The following is a 17,206-nucleotide window of genomic DNA, read 5'->3' on the forward strand; positions in this document are numbered from 1 at the left end:
CGTGTTCAGCGGGTACGCACCCCGCTGCGCGACGGGCGGTGCCCACGGAACCCGCCTCAGCCCTTCTTCCGGGCGGCGCGGAGTTCGGCGTACTCCTCGGCCAGGATCGACATCAGCACAGCGTCGTGCCACTCGCCGTCCCAGCGCAGGGACTCGCGCCGGACGCCCTCCCGGACGAAACCCGACCGGGCGTAGGACCTCTGCGCGCGGGTGTTGAACGCGAACACCTCCAGGGCGACCCGGTGCAGCCCGGCCACGGTGAAGGCGTACTCCAGCACGAGGTCCGTGGCCTCGGTGCCGTAGCCCCTCCCGGTGACGGACGCGCCGTTGAGCGCGATCCGGTAGCCGACGCTGGCGTTGTCCGGGTCGAGGTCGATCAGCGCGCACTCGCCCACGGGCGCGCCGCCCTCCCTCTCGAAGACCACCCAGTCGGCGCGGTCGTGGTGGTCGGGCCGCGTAGCGGCCCAGCGCACCAGCTCCTCCCTCGTGAACTCCCGGTGGGTGCCGGTGAGTCGGCGCACCTCGGGGTCCATGCGCAGTACCGGTTCGATGAAGTGCTCACCGGTCCCGGCGTCGAGCGGTTCGAGGCGGACCCTCCCCCCGGTGAGGACGGGCTGGTCGCGGAAGACGTCGGGAGGCACCATGCCCGGGATCCCACCAGAGGGGTCGGCCGGGCGCAACGGCTTTTCCGGTCCTGCCCCCGGCTCCGGCTCCGGATCCCCGCACCGGCGTCGCCCTCCGGCTCCACGATCGCCTCCCCGGCGACGACCGTCCCCTCCGCCGCTTCCACCTCCGCGGCCACTCCCTGCCGGGGCAGCGCCCCCTCTCACGCCGTCGGCTCCCTGTACGATCCGGGCACGGTGTGCCGTGTCGGACGGGAGGAGGGGGACCAGGTGTCGGTCGGTTCGGGAACGGTGAGCTTCCAGACGGTCAGGGAGACCAACCTGGGCGTCGTGCTGCGCACGGTCCGCGAGCTGGCCCCCTGCTCGCGCGCGGCGGTGGCCGCGGCCACCGGGCTGAACAAGACCACGGTGTCCAGCCTGGTCGCCGACCTCATGGCGCGCGGGCTGGTCCGCGAGACCGGGCGCTCCTCCCGGCAGCGGGTGGGGCGCCCCGGGGTGCTGCTGGACCTGGACGACTCCTCGATCGCGGCGATCGGCCTGGAGGTCAACGTGGACTACCTCTCGGTGGTCGCCGTGGACCTGCTCCAGCGCGAACTGGTCAGCCGCCACGTCCCCTTCGACGCCGGGTCGGCCGGGGCGGAGGCCTGCGCGCGGCACATCGCGCGCACCCTGGGCGCGACGGCGGCCGACCCCGCGCTGCGCGGGCGCACCGTGGTGGGGGTGAGCGTGGCGGTCCCGGCGCTGATCGACGCCCCCTCGGGGACGGTCACGCACGCGCCCAACCTGGGCTGGCGCGACGTGCCGCTGCGCGACCGGCTGACGGAGCTGCTGCGCGAGGCCGGGGCGGGCGACGTCCCGGTGCGGGTGGACAACGACGCGAACCTGGGCGCGGTGGCCGAGTACCGGGTGGGGTCGTTCGCGGGGACGGCCGACCTCGCGTACCTGACCGGTGAGGTCGGGATCGGCGCGGGCATCCTGACAGGGGGAGGGCTGCTGCGCGGCGCCAGCGGGTTCGCGGGCGAGGTGGGCCACCTGTCGCTGTCCCCGGACGGACCCGAGTGCGCGTGCGGGCGCCGCGGCTGCCTGGAGGCACTCGCGGGGATCGGGGCCATCCTGCGCGGGGCCGTCCCCGACCGGTTCCCGGACCACCCGCTGTCGGGCAGCGACGTCGCAGAGCTGGTGGGGGCGGCCGTGGAACGCGCCGAATCGGGTGACGACGCCGCCGTCGGCGCGCTGGAGCGGGCGGGCACGTGGCTGGGCCGGGGCCTGGCCGTGCTGATCAACGTCACCAACCCGAGCCTGGTGGTGCTGGGCGGCTACTTCGTGCCCCTGGGCCCGTGGCTGCTGCCGAACTGCCGGGCGGAGGCGACCGCGAGCGCGTTCGCGCCGGACGCGGGCGGCTGCCGGGTGGAGCTGTCGTCGCTGGGGCTGAGCGCGGCGGCCCGGGGCGGGGCCACCGCGATGATCCACTCGCTCGACGCCGGGCTGCTGCCCCTGCCCGAGCCCGTCTCACCGGCTCCCGTCCCCGCGCCCGCAGCCGCAGCCGTCGAGGAGTCGACAGCGGCGACCGCGGTGGAGCCCGCCGAGCACCCGGCGGCGGACACGGCGCGGCCGGACGGAAGCACCGCCGACACCGCTTAGCGCCGCGACCACGGAGGTTCGCCTGGAGCCACGGCGACACCGGACGGCCGTACTTCGTCGCCAGTGTCACCAAGCCGTACACCGTCGCGATGGTCGTGCATCTGCGCGACGAGGGGGTCCTGACCCTGGACACACCCGTCGCGGACCTGCTCGGCGCGGACACGATGCGCGGACTGAACACGTGCGGGGGCCGCGACCACGGCCCGGCGATCACGGTGCGCGAACTGCTGACGCAGACCTCAGGGATCCCCGACTACTTCGAGCAGAAGCGCCCCGACGGCACCACGTTCCTGGGCGACATGCTCCGCGAGGACGCCGCCTGGACCTTCGAGGACCTCCTCGACACGGCCGGGGCCATGCCGAGCCGGTTCGCCCCCTCGACCCCGGGCAGGGCGCACTACTGCGACACCAACTACCAGCTGCTCGGGCGCGTGGTCGAGGTGGCCGCGTCCGGCGGCTACGCCCGGGCCCCGCGCGACCGGGTGCCCGAACCGCTCGGGCTGCGCGACACCTGGCTGTTCACCCCGCACACGCTGGACCGCTACGACGAGGTCGCCGCCTGCCGCTCAGTCCGCCTCCGGCGCCGGAGCGCCGCCGGTCAGGACCAGGTCGGCCACAGCCGTGCCCGGCCGGTCGAAGACCAGGTACAGGTCACGGATGCCCCCGGCTCCCCCCGCGTCCTCGAAGGCCGCGCCGACCTCGGTGAAGTCGTAGCCGTCCTTGCCCGCCGGGACGTCGGCCACCGCGGCGGTCGGCCCGTCCCGGGGGTCGTCCAGGCGGATGCGGACCGTGCAGGCGTGCTCGGCGTTCACCGTGAGGCGGCACCCGGTGGTCCCGTCGCCGAGGTCCACGCCGTGGAAGGCCGCCCACGCGCCGCCCTCCCGGGAGCGCACCGCGTCGCCCCGCTCGGGGGTGAGCGGGCACAGTGACGTGCCCCGGGCGTCGTCGTAGCCCGCGGCCGACCACGGCGTGCGCGCGTCTCGGGGCGGGACGGCCTCCCCCGGCACGTCCAGGGCCGCGGTGGCGCGGATGTCGGTCGCCGAGCGCCCGACCAGCACCTGGCGCGGCGCGTCCTCCACCACGAAGCGGTCGCGGGTGGTGTCCCACAGCGCGAGCCGGTCCACGTCGAAGGAGACCGCGGCGAGCGCGCTGCGGCCCGGTTCCACGCGCACCCGGGCGAATCCGCGCAGCGCGCGCAGCGGGGTCCGCACCCGCGAGGCCAACTGGCGGGTGTAGACCTGCACCAGCTCGTCGGCGGGCCGCGTGCCCGTGTTGGCGACCACGACGGTGACGGTGACCCGGCCGCCGTCCACGCGGACCACCGGGTCCGCGTACTCCACCGTCGCGTAGCCGAGTCCGTGCCCGAAGGGGTACAGCGGCTCGCCACCGAAGTACAGGTAGGTGCCGCGCGCGCCGACGATGTCGTAGTCGAGCATCCCGGGGAGGTCGTCGGCGGAGCGGTACCAGGTCTGCGGAAGCCGCCCGGAGGGCTCGGCGTCGCCGAAGAGCACGTCGGCGAGCCCGTGGCCGTACTCCTGGCCGCCGTGCGCCGACCACAGGACGGCCGGGACGTGCTCGTCGGCCCAGGTGATCCCGAACGGGCAGCCGCTGCTGAGCACCAGGACCGTGGCGGGGTTGGCCGCGCGCACGGCGCGCAGCACCCGCTCCTGGGCGGCGGGCAGGTCCAGGTCGGTCCGGTCCTCGGTCTCGCGCCCGTTGACCATGGGGTGGTCGCCCAGGACGACGACCGCGACGTCGGCGGCGGAGGCCGTCCGTGCGGCCTCCTCGGCGCCCGTGCCGAGCCCGTTCACGATGAACAGGCCCGCTGTCTCCCCCGCTCCGGCCAGGCGCAGCTCCCCGTCGGGCAACCCCGGGGTGACGCCGCGGCCGGTGCGCACGTGGACGAGGGTGTGCAGGCCCTCGTACTCCTCCAGGCGGAAGGTCTGGGTGACCTCCCAGGTGCCGGGTCCCGGCGCGGTGAAGGCCAGAACGCCCCCGGGCCCCACGTCGAGGTACCTCCCGGTCCGCGCCGAGCGCAGGGCGCAGGCGCCGCCGCCCCAGTCCAGGAGGTCGAAGTCCGCGCCCTCGACCTCCTCCACGGTCGGCGCGTCCCCGTCCGCGCCTCGGTGCCCGTCGCGGACGCCGTGGACCTCCGACCGGGCGGGGCTCCCGTCGCCGGGGTCCACGACGGTTCCGTGCCCGAACGTGCTCAGCCGGATCCGGTCCACGCCCTCGCAGAACACCGTCTCCACCCGCTCGGCGATCCCGGCTCGCGCGGTGACGGCGTAGGGCAGCGTCCCGCTGTACCAGTCCTCCAGCACGGTGTCGCCGAGCTGGCCGACGACGGCGACCCGGCGCACGTCGCGCAGCGGGAGCAGCGCGCCCTCGTTGCGGAGCAGCACGATCGAGCGGGTGGCCGCCTCACGGGCCAGCGCCCGGTGCTCGGGGGTGTCGAAGGCCCCGGCGTCCCCGGCGGTCCCGCGACCGGCCTCCACCGCGGCGCCGCCGTGCCCGGTCCCGCCGTCCGGACCGTCCCCGGCCAGCAGGTCCCCGCCCTCCCCGGCCCCGCCGGTCACGGGGTCGAACTCGCCCAGTCGGATCCGGACCGAGAGCACGTTGCGCGCGGCGCGGTCGATGTCGGCCCCCGTGAGCAGCCCACGGCGCAGCGCCTCGCGCACGTGGTCGAGGGTGGCCTCGGCTCTGTCGTCGTCCTGGGTGAAGCTGTCCAGACCGGCCCGGATCGCGTGCGCGTAGGCCGTGGGCAGATCGGGGTGGAAGTGCTGCGCCTCCACGAGGTTGGCGGGCGCGTAGGCGTCGCTGACCACCAGCAGGCGGTCGGGCGCGGCCGGGCGCAACACGTCGCCGATCAGCGGGCTCAGGTGCGCGGGCCGCCCGTTGACCAGGTTGTAGGAGGGCATGACGGACACGGCCGCCCCCTCGGCCAGCGCGGGCAGGAAGGCCTGGAGCTCGTACTCGTGCAGGACCCTGGGCGGCAGGTCGCTGGAGGTCTCGCAGCGGCCCTCCTCGTTGTTGTAGGCGAGGAAGTGCTTGAGGGTGGGCGCGAGGCGCAGCGTGGCGCCGTCGCCGGCCAGCCCCCGGGCGTAGGCGGCGGCCAGGAGCCCGGTCAGCCACGCGTCCTCGGAGTAGCCCTCCTCGTTGCGGCCCCAGCGGGGGTCGCGCAGCGGGTTGACCACGGGCGCCCAGACGTTGGGCGACGCTCCCGCGCCCCTGCGGGCGAGCACCTCGTCGCCGGTGGCCCGGCCGACGAGGCGGAGCAGGTCGGGGTCCCAGGTGCTGGCCAGGCCGACGGCCTGCGGGTAGACGGTGGCCGGTCCGAGCCAGGCCAGTCCGTGCAGCGCCTCGGTCCCGGTCCGGAAGGGGCCGACGCCCAGGCGCTCCACGGGCGCCTGGTGCTGGTGGAGCAGGCCGATCCGCTCCTCCGGGGTGAGGCGGGCGAGCAGGTCGTCCACGCGCCGTTCCGAGGGCAGGGCGGGGTCCCGGTACGGCGGCAGGTGCGGCTGGAGGGTCATGGGGGGTGTTCGCCTCTCGTGCGTGAGGGTATTGTCCTTCGAAATCGAACCGCTTCGACTTCGATACCTGAAGACCTTGTGTGCCACATCACAGTGGAGTAATTTGTTTGTCTAAACGGCCAACTAATTCATAGCAAAATGGCCCTTCGTTTCCTACCCCCCTTGGGCTCCCCCGGCCTGCTCAACCGAAGGAACGACGCTATGCGCACCACCCCCCTGCGCCTGCCCCCCAGCCGACGCCGCTTCCTCGGCCTGGTGGGCGCCTCCACCGCCGCGGCGCTCACCGCCGGAACGCTCACCGGGTGCGGCTCGGAGTCGTCCAGCGGCGGAGGGTCCGCCTCCTCCGCCGGCTCGCTGGACGACCTGATCCCCACGCACATCCCGTTCCAGGGGGTCACCCCCGACATCCCGGGACAGCACGGCGCGCCGGACGGTTTCACCGCCTACCCGACGGAGTTCGTCCAAGCCGTGCCCGAGGCCCCCGGCAGGGGCGGGCGGTACACCGCGATGACCCCGCTGTGGGGGCCGATCCCGCCCGGCCTGGGCGACAACTCCTTCTTCGAGTACGTCAACGGGCGCCTGGGCGCCACGGTGGAGTTCAACTTCCAGGACGGCAACTCGGTCATCGACAAGATGAACGCGGTGATCGCCGGGCGCGACGTCGCCGACATCACGATGATCCCCGACTGGGTCATCAACCTGGTCCCGCAGTTCAACCGGGCCGTCGGCGAGCTCTTCGAGGACCTGACGCCGCACCTGGCAGGCGACGCGGCGCGGGCCTACCCACTGCTGGCCAACCTGGACAGCGACGCCTGGCGCTGGAACGTCTTCAACCAGCGGCTGCACGGGGTGCCCTGGCCCGCCGAGCCCTTCGGCAACTGGGTCCTGTACCGGCGCGACCTCCTGGAGGAGTACGGCCTGGAGGCCCCGGCCAGCCCCGACGACCTGTTCGCGATCGGCGAGGAGGTCAACGACCCGGACAACAACCGCTGGGCCTTCGGCGACTTCAACCTCACCATGCGCCAGGTCTTCGGCGCGCCCAAGCAGTGGCGCTACGCGGGCGGCGAGCTCATCCACATGTTCGAGACCGAGGAGTGGAGGGCCAGCGTCGAGTACATGCGCAGGCTCTTCGACGCGGGACTCGTCCACCCCGACATCGTCGCCCAGGGTGACAACTCCAAGGAGCTCCTCAACTCCGGGCAGATCCTCTTCAACCAGGACGGCATCGGCGCCTGGCACGAGGCCTACATGCAGATGCTCGGCGACGACCCCGACTTCCGCCTGGACCTGATGCCGGTCTTCGGCAACGGCGGCGCCGACCCGGTGATGCACCGCAGCGACCCCTCGGCCCAGTCCGTGTTCCTGCGCAAGGGCATGGAACCGGAGCAGGTCGAGGAGATCCTGGGCATCGTCGACTACTGCGCCGCGCCGTTCGGGACGCGGGAGTACATGGACTACCGCTACGGCGAGGAGGGCGTGCACCACGAGCTCAACGACGACGGCGCCCCGCAGCTCACCGACACCGGCAACGGCGAGGTCAACGACGGCTACTACTTCATCAGCGGCCGCCCCCAGGCGATCACCGAGAGCCAGTACCCGGACTTCGTGCCGTGGAAGTGCGACTGGTACAACCACGCCGCCCAGTTCACCGAGGACGACCCGTTCGCGGGCATCCGCATCCAGCGCCCCGAGCGCTTCTCCGGGGCCGAGACCCCGTTGACCGACAGGGTCAACGACATCATCCGGGGCCGCGAGGACCTCAGCGCCCTGGACCGGGCCGTCGCGGACTGGCGCCGAGACGGCGGCGACGAGGGCCGCGAGTTCTACATGGGGGTCCTCCAGGAGCACGGCCGTGACTGAGCGGACCATGACCAAGGGCGAACCGCCCTCCCCGGCCGCCGCGTCCCGAGGGCGCGGGGGCCGGGGGCGGCCCCCGGCCGTCCCGGACCTCGGAAGCGGGTCGGCGCCCCGGGGGCGCAGGCGGGTCCCGTTCGGGGCGAGGCTGCGCCGCGACTGGCAGCTCCTGCTGATGACGGTCCCGGCGATCGGCCTGCTGGCGGTGTTCCACTACACGCCGACCCTGGGCAACGTCATCGCCTTCCAGGACTACAACCCCTGGGACGGGGTGTGGGGCAGCCCGTGGGTGGGGCTGGCGCACTTCGAGCGGCTGTTCACCGACCCCCGCTTCTGGTCCGCGGCGGGCAACACGCTGGTCATCGCCGCGGTCCAGCTGGTGTTCTTCTTCCCCGTCCCGATCGCCCTGGCCATCCTGCTGGACAGCGTGCTCAGCCCCAGGATGCGGATGGTGCTCCAGAGCATCGTGTACATGCCGCACTTCTTCTCGTGGGTCCTGGTCGTCACCCTGTTCCAGCAGATCCTGGGCGGCGCGGGGCTGTTCTCGCAGATCCTGCGGCAGAACGGGTACGCGCCGCTGGAGGTCATGACCGACCCGGACGCGTTCCTGTTCGTGGTCACCTCCCAGATGGTCTGGAAGGACGCCGGGTGGGGCACGATCATCTTCCTGGCGGCGCTGGCGGCCGTGAACCAGAACCTCTACGAGTCCGCGGCCGTGGACGGCGCCGGACGCTGGCGGCGGATGTGGCACATCACCCTGCCGGGCCTGCGCCCGGTGATCGTCCTGCTGCTCATCCTCAAGATCGGCGACATCCTCAACGTCGGCTTCGAGCAGTTCTACCTCCAGCGCGACGCGTTCGGTTCGGGCGTGTCGGAGGTGCTGGACACCTTCATCTACCACCAGACCCTGGTGACGGGGAACTTCAGCGCGGGAGCGGTCGCGGGCCTGGTCAAGGGCGTGGTCGGACTGGTCCTCATCGTTCTGGCCAACAAGCTGGCCCACAAGATGGGCGAAAACGGAATCTACCGACGAGCATGAGCACACTGTTCAAGGACCGCCCCGTGTGGGCGGAGCGCCCCAGCCTCCCCGCGCGCGCCGCGAAGAACACCACCCTGGCCGCCATCGCGGTCGTCATCGTCTTCCCCCTCTACGTCGTGATCCTGACCAGCCTGTCCCCCGCCTCGGCGGTGAACAGCGCGGGCGGCCTGGTGCTGGTCCCGCAGGGGATCTCCTTCCAGGCCTACGCGGACCTGTTCAGCGGCGGCGTGGTGACCCGGGCCGTGCTGGTCAGTCTGGGCGTCACGGCCGTGGGAACGCTGGTCAGCCTGGTGGCGACCGTCCTGGCCGCCTACGGACTGTCCCAGCCCGGGTCGCTGTGGCACCGGCCGCTGCTGTTCGCGGTGCTGCTGACCTTCCTGTTCGCGCCCGGGATGATCCCGCTGTACCTGCTGGTGAGCAACGTCGGCCTGATCGACAGCTACTGGTCGCTGATCCTGCCGACGGCGGTGAACGCGTTCAACCTGGTGGTGATGCGGGCGTTCTTCATGAACCTGCCCCAGGAGATCGGCGACAGCGCCCGGGTGGACGGGGCGAGCGAGTGGACCATCATGACCCGGCTGGTCCTGCCCATGTCCAAGGGGGTCACCGCGGTCGTCGGCCTGTTCTACGCGGTGGGTTACTGGAACGCCTTCTTCAACGCCATCCTCTACATCAACGACAACGCCAAGTGGCCGCTCCAGCTGGTGCTGCGCCAGTACGTGCAGCAGGGCCAGCAGCTCAGTTCGAGTTCGGTGATCGGCGACGCGGTGCAGGGCGGCAGCGCCTCGGCGCCCAACCTGGCCATCCAGATGGCCATCGTGGTGGTGGCCCTGGTGCCGGTCACGTTCGTCTACCCGCTGGTCCAGAAGCACTTCACCAAGGGCGTCATCATCGGCGCCGTGAAGGGTTAGCGGCCCCGGGTCCGCCCGCGCCCCCGGGGTTCTCCCTCCTCCTGGAACCCCGGGGGCGCGGGTGTGTCCGGGCTACGGTCGGTTCACCCCTCCTTGCGGGTCAGCTCCCGTTCCATCTCCTCCGAGGAGACGGACCCCTCCCGGCCCTCCTCCTCGGCTTCGGCCGCGAGACGGCTGAGCCACGCGTCCTCCGCTGCCTGCTCCACTTCGGACAGGGCGGCGGTCACCGGCTGGTTCATACGGCCCTGTGTAGCGGATGCGGGTCTGCTCCTGGGCAGGAACGGCTCAATGCCCCGAAGGCGTGGCACGGCGGGGCCGGGAACCGCCCCCGCGGTTCCCGGCCCCGCCGTGCCAGGGCGTCAGCCGCAGGCCTCCCCGTCGAGGGTGAGCCCGGTCGGCCGCGCGGGCTCGCCGTCCACGGTCCCGTTGAAGCCGACCGTCACCGAACTCCCCGGGGCGATCCGGGCGTTCCATCCGGCGTCGGTCACCCGCACCGACGCGCCGTCCTGCGTGTGCGCGCCGTTCCAGAGGCTCGTGACCTCCTCACCGGCCGTGAACTCCCAGCCGGCCTCCCAGCCCTCCAGGGCCTCGTCGCCGGTGTTGGTGACCGTCACCCCGGCCTGGAACCCGCCGCTCCAGGTGTTGGTTACCTCGTACTCGACCGCGCAGTCCCCGGGCTCGGGGTCCGGGGACGGCTCCGGGGTGGGTTCGGGGTCCGGCGAGGGCTCCGGTGTCGGTTCGGGGCCGGGGTCTCCGCCCCCGCCCGCCAGGTCGCCGTAGACGATCCCCCGGCCGTTGGTGCCGACGTAGACCCGGCCGTAGACGTCGGGGTCGCCGGTGACGGTCGCACCCGTCCAGGCCCACTGGTGCTGATCGTCGTTGATCCGCACCCAGCTCCCGCCCGCGTCGTCGGAGCGGAAGATCCCGCGCACGCCGTCGATCCTGGAGCTGGTGTACACCGCCGGGTAGTCCGAGCCCGGCGCGGGCGCGCCGAAGCCGACCGCGTCGCCCTCGTCCACGGCCTCGATCCGCGCGAAGGAGGCCCCGGCGTCCGTGGTCCGCCACATGCCGTAGTGGTCGCCGGTGCCTCCGGCGACCCACACGTCACCGGTGTGGCCGGGCACCGCGCCGAAGCGGATGTTGCCCTCGGCCGGGAGCCCGTCGAAGCCCGCCGTGAAGGTGGCCCCGCCGTCGGTGCTGGTGTAGAACGTGCCGTCGGAGACGGCGTAGAACACGTCCGGGTCCACCCGGTCGGCCTCCACCCTCGCGCCCGCCGGAACACCGGTGGAGGCGGTCCACGACGAGCCCAGGGTGGTGGAGGCGTGGACGCCGGTGCCGTCGGGGCTCCACACGAGGGACGAGCCGTCCGCGTTCACCGCGACCGTGCCGCCGCCGGTCACGCCGCCGGGCTCCTGCCCGGCCCACCAGCTCTCGCCGCCGTCGGTGGACAGGCCGATGGCGGCCTCGGCGTCGCTGCCGCCGACCCGCGCGATGGTCGCGGGCTGGAGTTCGGCGAAGTCCAGGCTGGTCCCGTGGCCCCAGTAGGGCTGCTGGTACATCTGATCGGGCACGGTCTCCAGGTCCTGGTGGGTGAAGCCGCCGACGTCGAGCAGGGCCGAGTGCAGCGGCGCTCCCCCGGGCGGGCTGATCAGGTCGTTGACGGCCGTCTCCTCGATGCCGTGCGCCATGACCCCGATGTCGAAGGTGGTGCCCGCGTCCCAGTCGGTGAGGTTGTCGCTGCCGTAGACCGTCGCGCCCGTGCCGTACATGAAGCGGTCGGAGTCGAACGGGTCGATCGCCATCGCCTGCGTCATCCAGCCGAGTTTGGGCTGGGTCTCCGGGGGAGTCCCGCTGCCGCCGAAGTCCAGCCAGGGCGCTCCGGAGATGTCCATCTCGTAGCGCGCGGTGCGCTCGGGGTAGGCGCCCCAGTCCCACGCCTGGGTCCAGGTCCGGCCGCGGTCGGTGCTGCGGTAGATCTGGATGTCGGGCCACCAGGAGATCTGGGTGGCGACCATCAGCGTGTCCGGGTCCTGCCGGTCGATGGTCAGGCCGCCGTAGCCGAAGTAGTTGTCCTCGGAACCGGAGGGCACGGGGCTGATGTCGGTCCACTCCCCCGTCGCCAGGTCCATGCGCCACACGTCGCCGGAGTCGCCGTCGTAGGGGCCGGGGGTGCTGGTGGTGGCCATGTAGAGCTGGCCGCCCTCGTGGTCCACGACCGAGTGCGCGGGCAGGTGCCCCGTGGGCGCGCCGGGGACCGGCTCCCAGGTCTGCCCGCCGTCCCGGCTGCGGTAGACCGGGTCGTCCAGGTCGGCGACGCCGACGTAGACGTCCTGGGTGACCGAGCCCTCGGACCCTGTTCGGGGGTCGAAGTCCACCCAGGTCACGCCGGTGATGTCGGACATCATGCCGGTCTCGTCGCCCGGGTCCTGGACGTAGTCGCCGGGGTTGGGGAAGGCCTCGACCTCGGCCCAGGTGGCGCCGTGGTCGGTGCTGCGCCACAGGCCGTTGCCGCCGCTCGCGCCGAAGTAGACGACGCTGTTGTCGTTGGGGTCCACGGCCAGGCGCTCGCCGAGGCCGCGGCCGGGCATGTTGCCGCCGAGCTTGAAGGGCAGTTCGGCGACGTCCCAGGTCTCGCCGCGGTCGTCGGAGCTGAGGACGGCCCCGTTGTTGGGGTCCCAGTCGTTGGTGTAGGTGCCCACGGCCGCGTACACGCGGTCGGGGTCGACGGGGTCGGTGGCGATGCTGACCACGCCCGTGTAGCCCCACTCGTCCCAGCCGACCCAGTCGAGGAGGGGGATCCAGCGTTCGGTGTCGGGGTTCCAGCGGTAGGCGCCGCCGATGTCGGTGCGCGCGTAGGCCAGGCCCGGTTCGGTCTCGCTGAAGACGATGCCGGGGACGAAGCCGCCGCCGACGATCTCGACGTTGTCCCACTCGTAGGCGGCCTGCGCCGCGGCCGGTTCGGCGGGGGCGGCCCCGGCCGCGGTGGTGGCGACGACGGTGGAGGCGGCCAGTGCGGTGGCCGCCGCGGCGGCGAGCGCCGGTAAGCCCCGACCGCGTCTGGGGGGCCGGTGCTGTTCGGGAGGCATGTGCGGGCTCCTTGGGGGAATCGGGGGGTGAGCCCTCCCCGGAAATCCGGTCCCGGGGCAGGCGCGAATTCCCCATTAGTCTGAATAGCCGACTAACCCCCGGCAAGGGGTGTTGCGCGGGAATTTTCGAAGCGATTCGACTCCTTCTCCGCAACCACCGCGAATTGCAGGGGCACCGCCCGGTCCGGTACCAGGTCCACCCCGCGCCGCTCCCCGCCGGGCAGCGCGACCACCGTCCGGCGGGGCTCGACGGCCCGCAGCCGCGCGCGGGCCCGGCCGCCGGACCACTCCAGGAGTTCCACGACGACCCCGCCCCGGGCCCGCAGCCCCTCCACCCGCCCCGACGCCCACTCCCGGGGCAGGGCGGGCAGCAGGTCCAGGCGCCCCTCCGCGGACCGGGCCAGCATCGCCGCGGCCACGGCCGGGAACCCGCCGCCGATGTCCACGTTGAACAGGCTGCCCCGGTTGTGCGTGGGCACCAGGGTGGGGCGCCAGTAGCGGGTGGCCAGCAGGGACAGGGTCTCGTGAGCCTCGGCGGCCAGGCCCAGGTTGGCCGCGGCCAGTCCCAGCTGGACCAGCCCGAAGGCCATCTCGTCGGACTCCTGCCCGCGCCACCACGACAGGCGGGCGCGCACGGCGGCGACCGCCGCCGCGCGCAGCCGGGGCGAGGCCAGGGCGGGGTCGGTCTCGTACCAGAGCGGGTACAGGTGGGAGGCGTGCCGGTGCGCGTGCCGCTCGCTCTGCTCAACCGGCCCGGCCGGGCCCGCCCACTCCGCGAGTTCGCCGCCCGGGGCGATTCGGTAGCCGGGCAGACGCGCCCCCAGCCGGACCCAGCGGCGCGAGCCGGGAACGCCCAGCACGCGGTGCGCCCGCAGCAGGTTGCGCACCAGGTCGCGCACGGCCGCGACGTCCATGGTGGCGTTGACGGCGGCCTGGCCGTCGCCGTCCCCGGGGGTGTTCTCCGGCGAGTAGGAGGGGGAGAAGCCCTCGTCGGTGAGGAAGTCCTCGTGGAACTCCGCTGCGGCGGTGAGGAAGGGCAGGGCGCGCTCGCGCAGGAACGCGCGGTCGCGGGTGTGGGAGTAGTGGTCCCAGTACAGGCGGGACGTCCACGCCGCGCCCGCGGTCCAGCAGGTCAGGCACCACTCGGGGCCGAAGTGGTTGTGTCTGCCGGAGGTGGAGGCGTGCGCGGGCAGCAGGATCCCCCGGCAGCCGTAGAGCCGCCGCGCGTTCTCCGCCAGGTCGTCGGCCATGCCGTCGAGGAGGTCGAACAGGCCGGTCATCAGCTCGGGCGTGCCCGTGGTGTGCAGGGCCGCGAGGGCGGAGGGCAGGTTGCCGTCGAAGGTGTACCCCGACCGCCACGGGGGATCGTAGGTGCCGCTCCACACCCCCTGGAGGGTGGGCGGCAGGTCGCCGCAGCTGGAGATGATCGCGTACCGCCCGGCGTCGACCAGGCGGGCGATCAGGCCGGGGGCCGCCCCCGCCGCCAGGAGGTCCTCGCCGAGCGCGTCGGGGCGGACCGGACCGCCCTCCAGCTCCAGCCGGAAGCGGGACATGAGGTCGCCGTGCACCGCCCGGTGGCGTTCGAGCGCCCCGGCGAAGCCCTCCGGGCCCCCGGTGGGACCCCCCGTCCCGGACAGGACCACGCGACTCCCCGTTTCCGACGCGGCGAACCCGTCCACCCGCACGCGCGCCGTCAGCCGCAGCCGCCGGACGCCCCGCAGGTCCAGCCCCTCGCCGTCGGCGCCGACCCGGCCGCCCTCGGCGCTGACGGCGCAGGTCACCGTGTACCCCGACAGCCCGCCCGGCGGGCGCTGGGGGAAGTCCGCCCGCAGGGTCAGCAGGGCGGGGTCGGCCCCGCGGACCACCGTCATCGGGACCGGCGGCGCCTCCTCCAACGCGGTGAGCCGCAGCGTTCCGTCAAGGCCGCGGGGCGAGGAGAGTTCGACGACCACGGCGCCGTCGGGCCGGGAGGCGAAGGCCCGGTGCGCGGTCCCGTCCGGCAGCTCCTCGGTGACCAGCCCCGAGTCCAGGTCGCACGTGCGCGTGACCGGCCCCGGCCGGGTCCCGCGCGGGGCGAACGAGAGCACGGCGGCTCCCGCCAGCGGGTCGATCCACCGGGTGTCGGCGTAGCCCGGGTGCTCCCGCGCCGCGGACTCCGCGATCCGCCCGGCGGCCTCGCGGGAGCGGCCCCGGCGCAGCAGCTCCCTGAGTTCGGGCAGCAGGGGAGCGGTCTCGGGGGCGGGCAGGGACTCCGTGACCGGCAGGAAGAGCCGCTCGTGGCACAGGGTGAGGCGGACGCGCTCCGCCGTCGAGTGCACGAGCGCCCCCTCGCGCCCGTTGCCGGTGACCAGCGCGTCCTCCCAGTTCCCGACCGGGTGGCGGGTGCGGACCCGTCGTGCTGCGGACATGCGCTCTCCTCGTGTGGGGGGTGTCGCCAGGAAGGGTTTTCGCCCTACTTTGTTGGCGCACACACCAAACCAGAAGGAGTTCCCGATGTCCTCTCCGCTGTGGTTCGGCGGCGACTACAACCCCGAGCAGTGGCCGGAGGAGGTCCAGGCGGAGGACGTGGAGCTGATGCGCCGCGCCGGGGTCAACCTCGTGACGGTCGGCGTCTTCTCCTGGGCGCTCCTGGAGCCGAAGGAGGGCGAGTACCGGTTCGAGTGGATGGACCGGGTGCTGGACCGGCTCGCCGACGCCGGGATCGGGGTCGCCCTGGCCACCCCGACCGCCTCTCCCCCGCCGTGGTTCGGGCTCGCGTACCCCGACGCGATGCCGGTGACCGCGGACGGGACCCGGCTCACCCACGGCAGCCGCGACACCTACGACGTGTGCTCCCCCGCCTACCGCGAGGCCTCGGTGCGCATCGCCCGCGCGCTGGCGGAGCGCTACTCCGCGCACCCGGCGCTGCGCCTGTGGCACGTGCACAACGAGTACGGGACGTGGTCGCACTCCGAGCACACCGCCGGGGCCTTCCGCGACTGGCTGCGGGGCCGCCACGGCGACCTGGACCGGCTCAACGCGGCGTGGACCACGGCGTTCTGGAGCCAGCACTACTCGGAGTGGGAGCAGGTCCAGCCGCCGCGTGCGACCCAGTACCTGCCCAACCCGGCGCACGTGCTGGACTTCCGGCGGTTCCTGTCGGACGCGATGCTCGACCACTTCCTGTCCCAGCGCGACGTGCTGCGCGCCGTGCGGCCGGACGTGCCGGTCACGACCAACCTGGCCTTCGGCGACTGGGTGCCGGTGGACCCGTGGCGGTGGGCCGAGCACCTGGACCTGGTGGCCGTGGACGACTACCCGGACCGGACGGGGCAGGGCGCGGCGGAGCAGACCGCCTTCGCCGCCGACCTGGCCCGCTCGTGGGCGGAGCGCGTGCCCGGCCCGGGACGGCCGTGGCTCCTGATGGAACAGGCGGCGGGTGTGACCTACACGGGCGAGGTCACCCGGCCCAAGGCCCCCGGGGAGACGGCGCGGCACGGCCTGGCGCACGTGGCGCGCGGGTCGCGGGGCGCGATGTTCTTCCAGTGGCGGGCCTCCCGGGGCGGCGCCGAGCAGTGGCACTCGGGGATGGTGCCGCACGCCGGGCCGGACTCGCGGATCTTCCGCGAGGTGTGCGAGCTGGGGAGCGTGCTGCCCCGCGTGGCGGAGGCGCGCGACGCCGACGTGGTCGCCGACGCGGCGCTCACCTGGGATCCCGAGTGCTGGTGGGCGCTGGGCAGCCCGTCGCTGCCCGCCCGGGGCGTGGACTACCTGGAGGCCGCGCGCCAGGTGCACCGGGTGCTGTGGCGGTCGGGGCGCACGGTGGACATGGTGCGCCCCGACCGCGACCTGCCGCGGGTGCCGCTGCTGGTGGTGCCCGCCCTGTACCTGCTCTCGGACGAGGCGGCCGAGCGGTTGGCCCGCTACGCCGAGGACGGCGGAACGCTGGTGGTGACCTTCCTGAGCGGGGCCGCCGACCCGGACGGGACCGTGCGCACCGGCGGGTACCCGGGCGCGCTGCGGGACCTGCTGGGGGTTCGGGTGGAGGAGATGCACCCGCTGCCGCCCGGGGAGTCGGTGGGCGTGGACCTGGGTTCGGTGCGCGAGGAGGCCACCCTGTGGAGCGAGCACGTCCACCTGGCGGGGGCCGAGGCGGTGGCCCACTACGCGGGCGGGCCGCTGGACGGGCTGCCCGCGGTGACGCGGCGGCGCCACGGCGCGGGCGAGGCCTGGTACCTGTCGGCCCGGCTGTCGGACCGGGGCCTGGCCCGGCTGCTGGCCGAGGCGGCGGGGACGGGGCCGTTCCCGGAGCCGGGGCTGGAGGTGGTGCGCCGGGTGGACCGGGACGGCGCGTGGGTGTTCGTCACCAACCACGACGACCGGCCGCGGTGGATCGACCCGGCCCGGTTCGGGCTGGACGCCGGCGCCCGCGACCTGGTGTCGGGCGTTTCGGCGCAGGGGATGACCCTGCCGGGCGGCGGGGTGGCGGTGTTGCGCGGCCACCCCGTTGACAATTAGTTGTGACTCTAGACAAACTATTCCG

10 protein-coding genes and 1 pseudogene are annotated in these 17,206 nt (G+C 73.7%); 6 read left to right on the forward strand and 5 right to left on the reverse strand.

Going from position 1 to position 17,206, the window contains the following annotated elements:
• Positions 1 to 56: 56 nt before the first annotated feature.
• Positions 57 to 644 (reverse strand): GNAT family N-acetyltransferase, encoded by a 588-nt coding sequence (locus KGD83_RS27375; protein ID WP_212641785.1) that lies wholly within the window; start codon positions 642 to 644, stop codon positions 57 to 59.
• 249 nt (positions 645 to 893) lie between these two features.
• Here KGD83_RS27375 and KGD83_RS27380 point away from each other — a divergent pair, with 249 nt between their 5' ends.
• Positions 894 to 2,264, forward strand: coding sequence for an ROK family transcriptional regulator (locus tag KGD83_RS27380; protein WP_212641786.1), 1,371 nt, complete (start codon positions 894 to 896; stop codon positions 2,262 to 2,264).
• 89 nt (positions 2,265 to 2,353) lie between these two features.
• Positions 2,354 to 2,776: pseudogene (locus tag KGD83_RS27385) on the forward strand (serine hydrolase domain-containing protein); the annotation flags it as partial.
• A gap of 54 nt (positions 2,777 to 2,830) precedes the next feature.
• On the opposite strand, the gene KGD83_RS27390 reads toward KGD83_RS27385, so the two are convergent.
• A complete protein-coding gene (locus KGD83_RS27390) occupies positions 2,831 to 5,794 on the reverse strand; it encodes a glycoside hydrolase family 3 protein (RefSeq protein WP_212641787.1) in 2,964 nt (987 codons plus the stop codon).
• 201 nt (positions 5,795 to 5,995) lie between these two features.
• Here KGD83_RS27390 and KGD83_RS27395 point away from each other — a divergent pair, with 201 nt between their 5' ends.
• From KGD83_RS27395 to KGD83_RS27405, 3 genes are read left to right on the forward strand one after another with little or no spacing between them, the layout of a single operon-like run.
• Positions 5,996 to 7,654, forward strand: coding sequence for an extracellular solute-binding protein (locus tag KGD83_RS27395; RefSeq protein ID WP_212641788.1), 1,659 nt, complete (start codon positions 5,996 to 5,998; stop codon positions 7,652 to 7,654).
• Positions 7,647 to 8,687, forward strand: coding sequence for an ABC transporter permease (locus KGD83_RS27400; protein ID WP_249352045.1), 1,041 nt, complete (start codon positions 7,647 to 7,649; stop codon positions 8,685 to 8,687). The genes KGD83_RS27395 and KGD83_RS27400 overlap by 8 nt, the downstream gene beginning before the upstream one ends.
• Positions 8,684 to 9,598, forward strand: a complete 915-nt coding sequence (locus KGD83_RS27405) for a carbohydrate ABC transporter permease (RefSeq protein ID WP_212641789.1) — start codon at positions 8,684 to 8,686, stop codon at positions 9,596 to 9,598. The genes KGD83_RS27400 and KGD83_RS27405 overlap by 4 nt, the downstream gene beginning before the upstream one ends.
• A gap of 83 nt (positions 9,599 to 9,681) precedes the next feature.
• Here the strand turns inward: KGD83_RS27405 and KGD83_RS27410 are convergent, their stop codons facing one another.
• From KGD83_RS27410 to KGD83_RS27420, 3 genes are all read right to left on the reverse strand, one after another.
• Entirely contained in the window at positions 9,682 to 9,837 is a 156-nt protein-coding gene (locus tag KGD83_RS27410) for a hypothetical protein (protein WP_249352046.1), read from the reverse strand.
• Between the two features lie 120 nt (positions 9,838 to 9,957).
• Positions 9,958 to 12,684, reverse strand: a complete 2,727-nt coding sequence (locus KGD83_RS27415; RefSeq protein ID WP_212641790.1) for a cellulose binding domain-containing protein — start codon at positions 12,682 to 12,684, stop codon at positions 9,958 to 9,960.
• Between the two features lie 92 nt (positions 12,685 to 12,776).
• The gene (locus KGD83_RS27420; protein ID WP_212641791.1) at positions 12,777 to 15,092 is read right to left on the reverse strand and encodes a glycosyl hydrolase family 95 catalytic domain-containing protein; all 2,316 of its coding nucleotides are present in this window, start codon (positions 15,090 to 15,092) and stop codon (positions 12,777 to 12,779) included.
• Between the two features lie 85 nt (positions 15,093 to 15,177).
• On the opposite strand from KGD83_RS27420, the gene KGD83_RS27425 reads away from it, so the two are divergent.
• Complete coding sequence (locus tag KGD83_RS27425; protein WP_212641792.1) at positions 15,178 to 17,181, forward strand: beta-galactosidase; 2,004 nt, start codon at positions 15,178 to 15,180, stop codon at positions 17,179 to 17,181.
• The last annotated feature ends 25 nt before the right edge of the window (positions 17,182 to 17,206 follow it).

The organism is Nocardiopsis akebiae (genome assembly GCF_018316795.1).
Classification (GTDB): Bacteria; Actinomycetota; Actinomycetes; order Streptosporangiales; family Streptosporangiaceae; genus Nocardiopsis; species Nocardiopsis dassonvillei.

Bases quoted from the DNA above. Each gene is read 5' to 3' on its own strand.
- KGD83_RS27375 (WP_212641785.1), bottom strand. From the start codon at position 644: ATGGTGCCTCCCGACGTCTTCCGCGACCAGCCCGTCCTCACCGGGGGG.
- KGD83_RS27390 (WP_212641787.1), bottom strand. From the start codon at position 5,794: ATGACCCTCCAGCCGCACCTGCCGCCGTACCGGGACCCCGCCCTGCCC.
- KGD83_RS27395 (WP_212641788.1), top strand. From the start codon at position 5,996: ATGCGCACCACCCCCCTGCGCCTGCCCCCCAGCCGACGCCGCTTCCTC.
- KGD83_RS27405 (WP_212641789.1), top strand. From the start codon at position 8,684: ATGAGCACACTGTTCAAGGACCGCCCCGTGTGGGCGGAGCGCCCCAGC.
- KGD83_RS27410 (WP_249352046.1), bottom strand. From the start codon at position 9,837: ATGAACCAGCCGGTGACCGCCGCCCTGTCCGAAGTGGAGCAGGCAGCG.
- KGD83_RS27415 (WP_212641790.1), bottom strand. From the start codon at position 12,684: ATGCCTCCCGAACAGCACCGGCCCCCCAGACGCGGTCGGGGCTTACCG.
- KGD83_RS27420 (WP_212641791.1), bottom strand. From the start codon at position 15,092: ATGTCCGCAGCACGACGGGTCCGCACCCGCCACCCGGTCGGGAACTGG.
- KGD83_RS27425 (WP_212641792.1), top strand. From the start codon at position 15,178: ATGTCCTCTCCGCTGTGGTTCGGCGGCGACTACAACCCCGAGCAGTGG.